We start from the raw sequence: 12,224 nt of genomic DNA on the forward strand, positions 1-12,224 counted from the left end.
TCCTTTCTTTTGTATTCCTCATATACAGTACAAGCAATTTTCGTGCCAACGTAGAACCGTTTAATTTTCTGAATTATGATATAATTAAATCGTGTTTTAGGTGTTAATTGGGTGTTTTTAAAAAATTAACAGCGCCAATTAAGATGTTGGTTGATAGAAAATCTGGAGCACGAAGCATTAGCTAGTTCTTTTTTTAAAAAGCTGCAAAAAGAAAGATAAAAGAATTTAATCTATAAACATAAAAAAATACTATTTTATTATTGTCTTTTCTTTAAGTAGATTAATACTATAAACCTTCAATCTATTTATAAAAGCATTGCGCATAATGAAAGGGTGTTCAAAACAATGACTGTTTATCGTATCGGGGTATTGGGGGGCGATGGCATCGGGCCGGAGATTGTCGATGCCGCAGTTAAGGTAGTTAAAAATGCTTCTTGCAAAGCAGGAGTAAAAATGGAATGGATTTATCTGCCTATGGGATGGGAAGGAATTAAACAATATAACGATCCTCTTCCAGAAGTAACGATAGATGCTTTAAAACATACGCATGGATGGATACTTGGCCCGCATGATTCTGCGGCTTACCCTCTTGAACACAAAGAAAAGCGTAATCCTAGCGGAGAGCTTCGTCACAGTTTAGATCTTTACGCAAATATTCGCCCTGCTAAAACAATGCCAGGTATTAAAAGCGTCGTGAAAGAAGCTGATTTAGTGATCGTCCGAGAAAATACAGAAGGATTTTATGCCGATCGTAATATGTATTCTGGACATGGGGAATGGCAGATTACAAAAGACGTTGTGGTGACATCGGGCGTATTTACGCGAAAAGCCGTAGAAAGAATTGCGCGTGAAGCTTTTGCATTGGCTATGCAGCGTCGTAAAAAAGTAACAATCGTACATAAAGCAAATGTTTTAAGATTAAGTACCGGACTATTTCTAAACGTTTGTCGAGAAATAGCTGAGCAATATCCTGAAGTAAAAGTGGACGACTACCATATCGATGCCATGGCTGCTCATCTCGTACGTCGTGCAGCCGATTTTGATGTCATTGTGACAGAAAACATGTACGGTGATATTCTTTCAGACTTAGCCGGCGAGCTTGTAGGAAGCTTAGGATTAGCCCCTTCTCTTAATGCAAATGAACATATCGCTATGGCACAAGCAGCTCATGGTTCTGCGCCAGATATCGCAGGTTTGAACATAGCAAACCCAACCGGTATTATTTCTTCAGCAGCCATGCTACTGAAATGGTTGGCTGAAAAACATGCGGATCACAAACTTACAGAAGTAGCTGCTACAATAGAACACGCACTTTATCAAACGCTCCTAGCTGAAGTGAAAACGAAAGATTTAGGCGGACATGCCTCTACGTCGGAGTTTACAGAAGCTATTTTAGAAAAAATAAAATCCATGTAAAATTAACAGCAATTTATCCATTCTATAGAGGTGATCATAATGAAAAAAAGAAAGATTATTATGGACTGTGATCCAGGTCATGATGATGCTATTGCTATTATTTTGGCTGCCGCACGACCGGAATTAGATATTTTAGCGATTACAACTGTTTCAGGAAACGCAGAAATTGAAAAAACGACGATGAATGCTTTGAAAGTGTGTGATTTAGTATCGTTACATAACGTGATTGTTTCAAAAGGAGCAAGCGAACCAATGATGCGCAGACGTGAAAACGCGCCTAGTATACACGGGGATTCAGGATTAGACGGCCCTGAGTTCCCGGCTCTCTCTCGCAGCTGGAGCGAAGAACACGGAGTAGATACTATTATACGAATGGTCAAAGAGTCAGAAGATCCCGTTACGCTTTTGCCTACCGGTCCTTTAACGAACATTGCTTTAGCTTTAATAAAAGCTCCAGAAATTAAAGAAAACATTGAAGAGATTATCCTTATGGGCGGTGGAACCTTCGGGAACTGGACGCCAACGGCTGAGTTTAACATTTGGGCAGATCCAGAAGCGGCTAAAAAAGTGTTTGATAGCGGTATTCCACTAGTAGTAATGGGGTTAGATATTACGCATCAAGCCGTTGCAACAGATAACGTTATTAACCAAGTGATGAACATTGATAATAACGTAGCAAAAAAGGTGGGTGAATTATTAGCGTTTTTTAAATCTGCCTATAAAGAAACGTTTGGCTTTGATGGTCCGCCTGTTCACGATGTATTAACCGTTGCTTATTGCATAGCTCCAGAACTATTTACGCTCAAAGAAGTTAATATTGTAGTAGAAACACGCGGAGAATACACGGCTGGAACGACTTCAGTTGATTTGCTTGGAGTTACAGGAAGGAAAGCAAATGCGAAGTTTGGTTTAACCCTTGATGTAGATGGTTTTTGGGATTTAATGATTGAGGCTCTTAACACATATTCGGCTTCGTAATGTTCATCTAGAAGATAGGTTTTATAAGATCAGCACCAGAACGTCGAGTTCGCAACTTGCTGGTGCTGACTTACTTTTATTCATACTATCTAGCTGTTTTTTTCGCTTTTTGATTGAGCATTACAGTAATGATTGAAGCAACAATAACACCTGTAATTAAACAGTTTGATATATCTTTATAAATTACTCCCATTACTGTCCCGCCTATAACGCCTACACTAATAAGTGAAATTCGCTCTCTTTGATTCATGATTTATCCCTCCATCTTTTTTAATAAAACATTTAATTTATGAAGAGCGAAGTGCAGGTCTAATTGTTCTTCTTCATTTAACTTCGCAAGATTTGCATGAAAGTTACTATAAATCCCTCTCCATTTTTCCTCTTGAATACTTTTTCCTTTAGACGTTAATGAGACTAAAACCGCACGCTTATCTCGCGGATCAGGCATTTTGATTAAATATCCTTCATTTTCTAATTCACTGATACCATTCGTTAACTGTTGTTTGGCAATATTTAACCCTTGGCTAATTTCCTTAATATTCAAATCTTTTTTTTGCATATACATAAATTCAACTACGTGATTTTGTAAATGTGTTAATTTCACTTCATTTTTATTTAAGTTCTTGAAATTTTCAAATAAAACCGGTATTAAAGCGATATATTCCTTAGCCAGCTTTTCCTTCATGAGATATCCACCTTCTTTAGTAAATATATTATTACTAAATTTGAATAAAAACAATAAAAATCGTTTATTTTAGTAAAAATATATTTACTAAAATCCATACATACTTCTAAAGTTATTTTATCCCAATCTCAACAATCGTTTCTTAATCTTATAAAAAGAGCCATAAAAAAAGTAAGGAAGCACACTTCCTTACTTTCTGTTTGCAACGCCCGTTAAAAAATTCAAAAACACGTGTACGCCTGCTTTCACGGTAATTTCTCCTACATCACGCAGCGGATCTAGACATACAATGTCCATTGCTTGAACAAGCGGATGACTCCCGGCGGTGTATACTGCTTCAAACAACTCATCTGTCCTCATTCCGCCTGTCGTTCCTGCTGGAACTCCCGGTGCGTAAGCGATATCTAACACGTCCATATCAACTGTTAAATAGATCATGTCTACCTCTTTGCTCAGCTGTTTTAATGCTTCTTTCACCGTATGAGTTATTCCTGCTTTTCTTGCTTGCAGTAACGTTACATAATGGACGCCTTTGCTATCTGCATATTCCTTTAACGATTTTGAATTATAAAACCCGTGAAGTCCGATATTCCATACATGAGCTGCATCAATCGTGTTGCTTTCGATTAAATTACGTATAGGGGTTCCGTTAGAAGGACCGTTATCTTCTAAGCTGCGTAAATCAAAGTGCGTATCAAACTGTAAAATCCCTATTTTCTGTTCGGGATATGACTCTTTCCACCCTTTTACTAACATAGCTGTAATAGAATGATCTCCTCCAAGCATAATAGGAAGCGCATGCGGATGGCATTTCCGCATAGACATCATCGCTTCTTTTATATACTGATGAGACTTCCCTATATCCGTGACGTGCTGCTTGACGTCTCCTAAATCCAGCACTGACAAGGAAGTCAAATCCGTATCATACTCGATATGATACGGGTTAAAGGATTTCCAGAGCTTCCTCATGGCCATTGGCGTCTCACTGGCTCCAGAAGCGCTAATGGAAGATCTTGAAAGAGGTACGCCTAAGACCGTAATATCTATCGATGTAAAGTCGACGTTGCTCCCATCTTCAACTGTCTGAATCCAATCACTTACTTTGGGGTCAGAAGTACTTTGACGCTGCCAGCAAAAAGGCGGTCGATCAAGCTGTGGGTACGGATAGTTCATGTAAAACACCGCCTTCAACCACAACTTTTCCATCTTTTAATACCGTGTCTACAAGATTTACGGCATAGTTATACTGCAGCGTTTGGTAATTGGGAGCGTCAAATAGCACTAAATCGGCTTTTTTACCTACTTCAATACTTCCGATTTGATCCCCTTTGCAAATGGCATGAGCCGCGTTAATCGTACAGGCGGTTAAAACTTCTGCTGGCGTCATCTTCATCGTTAAACAAGCTAAATTCATAATAAACGGCAGCGATTCCGTAGGAGAAGATCCTGGGTTTCGATCTGTAGACAAAGCAACAGGCACTCCTGCTTCGATCATTTTTCTAGCACGCGCCGGCTCTTCCATTAAAAAGAATGCAGTACCCGGCAATAGGACGGCTATAACTCCGCTTTCAGCCATTTGCTTAATTCCTTGATCCGATGCCTTTAACAAATGATCCGCTGACACAGCTCCCACTTTAGCCGCTAATTCTGCCCCTCCAAAAGACACAATTTCATCGGCGTGGATTTTAGGTTTTAGTCCGTATGCTTTTCCAGCTTGTAAAATACGATCTGACTGTTCAACTGTAAACACGCCTTCTTCACAAAATACATCACAAAACTCCGCTAGCTCTTCTTTTGCAACGATTGGTATCATTTCTTCGATAACGAAACGAACAAACTCATCTTCATTTCCTTTGTACTCAACTGGCACCGCATGAGCTCCCATAAAGGTTGAAACAACATCTACCGGATGCTGTTCATTCAGTTTCTTCGCTACTTTTAATTGTTTGATTTCATCTTTAAGATTTAAACCGTACCCGCTTTTGGCTTCGACAGTTGTAACTCCGTACTGCAGAAATTTATTTAAACGTTTTGTAGATTGCTTGATTAGCTCCTCTTCTGTTGCTTGTCGTGTACTAACGGTTGTTTGTAAAATTCCTCCTCCCGCTTTTAAAATATCAATATACTTTGCCCCGTTTAAGCGCATTTCTAATTCTTTTTCACGACTGCCGCCAAACACAAGGTGAGTGTGTGGATCAATTAACCCAGGCGTTACGATTTTTCCTTCGGCATCAATTATATTAATAGGTTCATGAATATGCTCAAGGTATTCCTGCGCTTTGACGTCAGGCCCAACAAATACAATTCTTCCATTTTTCACGAGTACGCTGCCGTTTTCAATGATTCCTAGATCTGACATTTCCTCCGATCGTCTAGGCTGACTTCCTCCCTTAACCGTAATGACTTGTGCAGCGCATTTGATATACGTAATAGTCATACGTATCCCTCCTTTTTTATTCATTTAACCCCGGAATTTGTATTCCTTTTTCTTTTGCAGTTTGAATGGCCTTATCATAGCCGGCATCTACATGACGAACTACACCCATGCCTGGGTCTGTTGTTAAAACACGTTCTAGACGTTTGGCGGCTTCTTCCGTCCCGTCTGCTACTACAACCATTCCAGCGTGAAGAGAATACCCCATGCCTACTCCTCCTCCGTGGTGAACAGATACCCAGCTTGCGCCTGCTGCCGTATTAACTAATGCATTTAAAATCGGCCAGTCTGCTACTGCATCACTGCCGTCTTTCATTGCTTCAGTTTCACGATTTGGCGACGCCACAGAACCGGCATCTAGATGATCTCTGCCAATAACGATAGGTGCTGACAGTTCTCCGTTTGCTACCATATCATTAATAATTTTTCCAAAGCGCGCTCTTTCTCCGTATCCTAGCCAGCAAATGCGAGCCGGCAATCCTTGAAACTCAATTTTTTCTCTCGCCATTTTAATCCAGTTGCAAAGATGCGTATTATCCGAAAACTCACGTAAAATGACTTCATCTGTTTTATAAATATCCTCTGGGTTTCCTGACAAAGCGACCCATCGAAACGGTCCTTTTCCTTCACAGAACTGCGGACGGATATACGCTGGGACAAATCCTGGGAAATCAAATGCATTCTTGATGCCTTCATCAAGCGCCACTTGGCGAATATTATTGCCATAGTCAAAAGCAACCGTGCCTTTTCTTTGCATCTCTAACATGGCTTGAACGTGGATAGCCATACTGGCTTTTGATTGTTTTATATATTCATTTGGATTTGTATTCCGCAATCTTTCTCCTTCTGCTAAGCTGACTCCAATCGGCAAATATCCGTTAAGTGGATCATGTGCCGATGTTTGATCCGTCACAATATCTGGGATAAATCCTCGCTCTATCATTTCAGGAAGAATCTCGGCTGCATTTCCAACTAACCCAATGGAAAGCGCTTTGCCCAATCTTTTTGCATCTTCAGCTAACGTGATTGCATCAGCTACACTTTCGACTACCGTATCGCAATATTTTGTTTCGATACGTTTTTCAATACGCGTGCGATCAACATCAATTCCAATTACAACGCCGCCTGCCATCGTAACGGCTAGCGGCTGTGCACCACCCATTCCTCCTAATCCGGCTGTTACCGTAATCGTTCCTTTCAAAGTTCCGTTAAAATGCTGGTTGGCACACTCAGCAAATGTTTCATACGTTCCTTGAACAATGCCTTGGCTTCCGATATAAATCCAGCTTCCTGCAGTCATTTGTCCGTACATCATTAACCCTTTTTTATCAAGCTCATGGAACGTCTCCCAATTTGCAAAAGCAGGAACAAGATTCGAATTCGCTAATAAAACACGCGGTGCATCACTGTGGGTTTTAAAAACCGCAACAGGCTTACCGGACTGTATGAGAAGCGTTTCATCTTCTTCTAACTCTTTTAACGCTGCGACAATACGATCGAACGCCTCCCAGTTACGGGCTGCTTTTCCGATTCCTCCGTATACGACTAACTTTTCCGGATGCTCCGCTACTTCAGAATCTAAATTGTTTAGAAGCATGCGAAGAGCAGCTTCTTGTACCCAGCCTTTTGTCGTTAGTTCCGTCCCACGAGGTGCTTTCATTCCACTTTGTTTTGTCTCCATTTTGTTTTCCTCCTCTATAAAAATGAAAAACTGTTAAACGAACATTTTTATTACAGCGCTAGTTCATAATTAGTATCTTGCACAAAGGTTTTGAAATCAGCTGCTAACGCTTCAATATCACGTGAGAAAATTCGATCTTTAGTAATGGTTGGTACGGTTTTTCTAATTCTTGAATAAATTTTTCTTGTTTCCGAAGCAAGTTTATCGACTCCTTGAATATCGGCTGCTTGAGCCGCACAAATTGCTTCAATCGATAGAACTCTTCGTGTATTTTGGATAATTTGATAAGCATGACGTGCAGCAGTCGTTCCCATGCTGACATGATCTTCTTGATTCGCTGAAGATGGGATAGAATCGACACTTGATGGATGCGCCAATACTTTATTTTCGGAAACTAATGAAGCAGCAGCGTATTGAGTAATCATGAGCCCAGACTCTAAACCAGGATCCGCACTTAAAAATGCCGGAAGCCCGCTAAGCTGAGGGTTGACTATTCGTTCAATGCGCCGTTCAGAAATATTCCCAAGCTCCGCCAGTGCAATTCCTAGAAAATCCATAGCAAACGCAATGGGCTGCCCGTGAAAGTTCCCTCCAGAAATTACTTTGCCGCTGTCGGCAAAGATGAGCGGGTTATCGGTTGCTGAATTAATTTCAATTAACAGCTTTTCTTTTACATAATTTAAAACTTGATAAATAGCACCATGAACTTGAGGAATGCAGCGCAGTGAATAAGCATCTTGCACTCTTATTTGCCCTTGAGAAGTAGTTAATTGACTGCCTTGTAAATAAGAAAGAATTCGGGCAGCTACCTGCTGTTGTTCCGGATAAGGTCTTAACGCATGAGACTCGGGCATAAATGCATCTAAAATGCCTTGCAGACCTTCTAACGTCAGTGCTGCAATCCCGTCAGCAAGATCAGCTAGCTTTTGAGCTTCAAGGTACGAAACTACTCCTACAGCTGTCATTGCCTGAGTGCCGTTGATTAAAGCTAGCCCTTCTTTTGCTTGTAATTGGATAGGTTCAAGCCCCGCTAGCTTTAAAGCTTCTTCTCCCTGCATTCGCTGACCATTATATACAGCTTCCCCTTCTCCAACTAACAGCAGCGCTAGATGTGATAATGGAGCTAAGTCACCGCTAGCTCCAAGTGAACCTTGACTTGGGATAACCGGCACTACATTTTGGTTTAAGCAATCGATAAGCAGCTGCAAGGTTTCCAGTCGTATGCCTGAATACCCTTTAGATAATGCATTCGCTCGTAACAGCAGCATCACTCTGCTTGCCTCTAAAGAGAATGGTTCTCCTAGCCCGCAGGCATGACTGCGAATCAAGTTAATCTGCAGATCAGCTAAGTCCGTTTTTGAAATAACCGTATCGCTAAACTTTCCGAATCCAGTATTTACTCCGTAAATTACGTTGTTGTTCGTAATACTCTCTTCAACTAACGTTCTGCTTTTTTGTATATGTTCAACTGCGTGATCGCTAATTTTCACGGAGTATCCTTGGTAAATAACTTTGTAGATTTGGTCGAACGTCAGTGAATTTCCGTCGATTTGAATAAACATCATATCCGCTCCCTTGTTAAACTGTAGACTACCTTTTTTGAACACAAAAAGGGGCTATATCAAAGAGGAAACAAGCTCCTTTTGATATAGCCCCCTATAAACTAACCTACTTACACTATGGGCTTTTATTAATAATCGGCATTTCAACTTATACATACAAACAATCACTAAATGACTAAACCACTATACACTTTAAGCTGTACAACTTAAAGCAACTAGAGTACCTACACTAAGTATTACGCTGAATTAATCATTTGTCAATTATTATTTAAGAAAATTTTAAATAATCTGAAATAAACTCATTATTTCTTATAGCAGCGATGGTTCACAGCTGCACATTCTTATTTCTTTAAACGTTATCGGACGTTCATGTCACTTGGGTGCGGACCTTTGCGGCGGTTGCTGTTTAACCCATTAATCTCTGCCATGTCATCGGCAGTGAGTTCAAAATCAAACACGTTAAAGTTTTCTTCTATTCTAGACGGTGTAACTGATTTAGGGATGACAATTGTGTTGTTTTGTAAGTGCCAGCGCAATACAACTTGAGCCGGAGTTTTGCTATGTACTTCAGCAATTTTTTGAATGACCTCGTCTTGTAACACTTCTCCTCCTTGATCAAGAGGGCTCCATGCTTCCACAAAAATATTATGTTTGGCGCAAAACTCTTTTAATTCGTTTTGAGCAAGATACGGATGGCACTCAATTTGGTTTAAAACCGGTGTTACATCACATTCGTTTAACAAGCGCTCTAAATGCTCAATCTCAAAGTTGCAGACGCCAATTGCTTTTACTTTTCCATCGTGATAAAGCTTTTCTAATGCTTTATACGTCTCCACATACTCATCATATTGAGGTGTAGGCCAGTGAATTAAATATAAATCGACATAATCAAGTCCTAATCGTTCTAAGCTTTCATCAAATGCACGTAATGCATTTTCATAGCCTTGGTCGCTGTTCCAAACTTTTGTTGTAATAAACAGCTGTTCTCGAGAAACAGAAGATTCTTTAATCGCCTGACCTACTCCTTCTTCATTTTTATAAATCATGGCTGTGTCAATAGAGGTATACCCAACCTCAATTGCTTTTGACACTGCAGCTGCTGCTTGGTTATCTTCTACTTGCCATACGCCAAATCCAAGCTGAGGCATTTTTAAACCGTTGTTTAATGTAACAATATTCATTTTACACGTCTCCTTTTTTGTTAAAAAGTTCAAAGTTTTAATGATGGTGCCAGCCGATCAGCATAGCAACCTGTCCCATTATAATGCCGACTGGGATTCCTATAATCATGGCTCCAAATCGAAATTTAAAAGACCATGCGCGCGGCACAAGGGAAAACAAATAAATCATACTCATCGTTGCCATACATGTACTGCTAAAAAAACTGACGACAGTGTGTAAATTTGGCATTACTTCTCCTCATTTCACTAGAACGTTTGCGCCTTTTCAATTTCATCATTTATCTTTCGTTCTAATGCCTATGTTTTCGCAGCCGACATAGTTACATTCGTCAAAGGGTTCCGTAATCCTGCTTTAATCAGTTAAAAATACTTTACCTACGTAACTTTTTTAATTAAAACGAATATGTGCTTTTAACTTCAAAGTTTTGTATGATTTCTGTATATTAAAATAATAAGATTTTTTCACTGTAAAGAACAACTGCACATTCTCTGTAAGGCAATCATACATATTTGCAAGAGTTAACGAAAGGAATGGATATAAAAAATGGCGATTGAAAAAGTAAAAGCATATTTTAAACAATACGGTATGGAGAATCGAATTATCGAAATGGATGAGTCCAGTGCTACTGTAGAACTAGCAGCGCAAGCTTTAAAATGCGAGCCGAAACGGATCGCAAAAAGTCTTTCTTTTAACGCCGAAGGAACTGTTCTATTGATTGTGGCAGCAGGAGATGCGAAAATTGATAACCGAAAATATAAAGAAGAGTTCGGAACCAAAGCAAAAATGCTTGGAGCAAGTGAAGTAGAAACGCTGATTGGTCATGCTGTAGGCGGAGTATGCCCGTTTGCCGTTAATGAAGGTGTTCACGTGTATCTAGATGAATCTCTGAAACGTTTTGTCACCGTTTTCCCTGCCTGTGGAAGTGGAAATAGTGCAATCGAATTAACAATACCCGAACTAGAAGAATTTTCGAAATGCTTAAAGTGGGTTGATGTATGCAAAGGGTGGAATGAATAATTTAGGTGAATTACAGTACAGCTATACATAAAATAAATCAATCAGCACGCCAACAAGCTGAAACAGTTTTTGTTTCAGCTTGTTGGTGTATCTAAACGAATTTATGAAACAGCTTAACCCAACCTAGGTAAGAAACCCCTAAGAGAAATACAAAAAGAAATAGTAAAGGAATGTTCCTAGGGATAAAAAGCCAGCCGTCTAACGTATTCCACAGAAATTCACTTTTATTTGCTTTTCTCATCATTTTCACCTCAAGCAGATTTACTATTTTGTCTTCAAAAATTCTTTTACATAGTTATATACAGTATCTTCAACTTATGACCTTTTTTCAAGAAAAACGTGCACGGAAAATTGATTGAATGTGAATCTTTTGAATTCATACCCGCTATGTACTCCTTCGTCATCTTAGTTTCATCTGTAAAAAAGAAGAAGCCTACATTTTTAGATGCAGGCTTCTTCTCGTTGATTCAGTCTTTCCTTTGTTTGCCTATTCAGGCCCTTTCGTTACGTATATCGGTTCATAACCAAAGTGCCTTGTGTCAGATACGAATATCTGCTTTCAATTTGCGGTAATACATTTGCTGAAGTCGCTGTTAAGCCTTTCAAAACTAATCAGTCCCTTCATACGCTAAGTATTTAACCTTTGACAACAACCATTTGCATGATAGCTGCTGTACTATATGTGTACCCCGTATTTATATAGTAAAACCTAAAAAAACAATTTTTTATTATATAATTTTCTAGATTTTAAAGCAAAGAAAATTTAGATAGTATAGATGAAAGACACCCGTCACCTATTAGCGCTTCTACTGCTCGTACTCAAGCGTTCAAAGAAAAGTATCCGCAGTGAAATTCATCAAATTTATTTAATGTATGATTTCATCAATTTTTTGAAATGCATCTTCAAGTGAAGCATGTCCATTTGTTTCTCCTTCGTTACCTTGAACGGTCCATTCTTGCTTTTCTACTGCTAGTTTCCCGTCTTTATCTTTTAGATAAGGTCTGTTAAGCATAAACACCTGATCATTCTTTTTTACTGTGTAGCCAAGATAATAGTGATTACCTTCTCCTTCTTCTTCATATACGGAGACGCCTTGAAGGTTATATTTGTTTAAAATGTCATCCATATGATGCGTCAGTTCACTTATAGCCGTTTCTCTTTTTACATATTCCACATTTTATACCCCTTTTCATTTTGATTTATGTTTAGCATTCCCTTGAGCATATTCAATTACACTATCTTTCAAACGTTATCTGAACAAAGCAAAT

General features: G+C 39.3%; 12 protein-coding genes. 3 read left to right on the top strand and 9 right to left on the bottom strand.

The window, feature by feature from the left end:
- Window positions 1-345 precede the first annotated feature (345 nt).
- Together AC0KUU_RS12010 and AC0KUU_RS12015 are read left to right on the top strand one after the other, a co-directional pair.
- Window positions 346-1,416 carry an isocitrate/isopropylmalate dehydrogenase family protein gene (locus tag AC0KUU_RS12010; RefSeq protein WP_322551936.1) on the top strand — a complete coding sequence of 357 codons (1,071 nt, stop codon included), beginning with the start codon at window positions 346-348 and terminating at the stop codon, window positions 1,414-1,416.
- Window positions 1,417-1,455: 39 nt separating this feature from the next.
- Window positions 1,456-2,394, top strand: a complete 939-nt coding sequence (locus AC0KUU_RS12015; protein WP_230184315.1) for a nucleoside hydrolase — start codon at window positions 1,456-1,458, stop codon at window positions 2,392-2,394.
- A gap of 85 nt (window positions 2,395-2,479) precedes the next feature.
- Here AC0KUU_RS12015 and AC0KUU_RS12020 read toward each other — a convergent pair whose 3' ends face one another.
- The 8 genes from AC0KUU_RS12020 to AC0KUU_RS12055 form a co-directional block, all read right to left on the bottom strand.
- Complete coding sequence (locus AC0KUU_RS12020; RefSeq protein ID WP_164797590.1) at window positions 2,480-2,644, bottom strand: hypothetical protein; 165 nt, start codon at window positions 2,642-2,644, stop codon at window positions 2,480-2,482.
- A 3-nt stretch (window positions 2,645-2,647) separates the two neighbouring features.
- Window positions 2,648-3,079 (bottom strand): MarR family winged helix-turn-helix transcriptional regulator, encoded by a 432-nt coding sequence (locus tag AC0KUU_RS12025; RefSeq protein ID WP_165575328.1) that lies wholly within the window; start codon window positions 3,077-3,079, stop codon window positions 2,648-2,650.
- 189 nt (window positions 3,080-3,268) lie between these two features.
- Window positions 3,269-4,252 (bottom strand): agmatinase family protein, encoded by a 984-nt coding sequence (locus AC0KUU_RS12030; protein ID WP_043979095.1) that lies wholly within the window; start codon window positions 4,250-4,252, stop codon window positions 3,269-3,271.
- The gene (hutI, locus tag AC0KUU_RS12035) at window positions 4,227-5,516 is read right to left on the bottom strand and encodes an imidazolonepropionase (protein ID WP_043979098.1); all 1,290 of its coding nucleotides are present in this window, start codon (window positions 5,514-5,516) and stop codon (window positions 4,227-4,229) included. Before hutI ends, AC0KUU_RS12030 begins: the two co-directional genes overlap by 26 nt.
- 16 nt (window positions 5,517-5,532) lie before the next feature.
- Window positions 5,533-7,194 carry a urocanate hydratase gene (gene hutU, locus AC0KUU_RS12040; protein WP_043979099.1) on the bottom strand — a complete coding sequence of 554 codons (1,662 nt, stop codon included), beginning with the start codon at window positions 7,192-7,194 and terminating at the stop codon, window positions 5,533-5,535.
- A 50-nt stretch (window positions 7,195-7,244) separates the two neighbouring features.
- Window positions 7,245-8,756 (bottom strand): histidine ammonia-lyase, encoded by a 1,512-nt coding sequence (hutH, locus tag AC0KUU_RS12045; RefSeq protein WP_165575984.1) that lies wholly within the window; start codon window positions 8,754-8,756, stop codon window positions 7,245-7,247.
- 356 nt (window positions 8,757-9,112) lie between these two features.
- Entirely contained in the window at window positions 9,113-9,937 is an 825-nt protein-coding gene (locus tag AC0KUU_RS12050; protein WP_043979105.1) for an aldo/keto reductase, read from the bottom strand.
- Window positions 9,938-9,974: 37 nt separating this feature from the next.
- Entirely contained in the window at window positions 9,975-10,166 is a 192-nt protein-coding gene (locus tag AC0KUU_RS12055) for a hypothetical protein (RefSeq protein WP_034275619.1), read from the bottom strand.
- 315 nt (window positions 10,167-10,481) lie between these two features.
- On the opposite strand from AC0KUU_RS12055, the gene AC0KUU_RS12060 reads away from it, so the two are divergent.
- Complete coding sequence (locus AC0KUU_RS12060; RefSeq protein ID WP_013082511.1) at window positions 10,482-10,955, top strand: YbaK/EbsC family protein; 474 nt, start codon at window positions 10,482-10,484, stop codon at window positions 10,953-10,955.
- An 866-nt stretch (window positions 10,956-11,821) separates the two neighbouring features.
- On the opposite strand, the gene AC0KUU_RS12065 is transcribed toward AC0KUU_RS12060, so the two are convergent.
- On the bottom strand, window positions 11,822-12,130 hold the full coding sequence (locus AC0KUU_RS12065) for a DUF5634 family protein (protein WP_052500311.1): 309 nt from the start codon (window positions 12,128-12,130) through the stop codon (window positions 11,822-11,824).
- Window positions 12,131-12,224: the final 94 nt, after the last annotated feature.

Source organism: Priestia sp. ST2 (assembly GCF_055810735.1).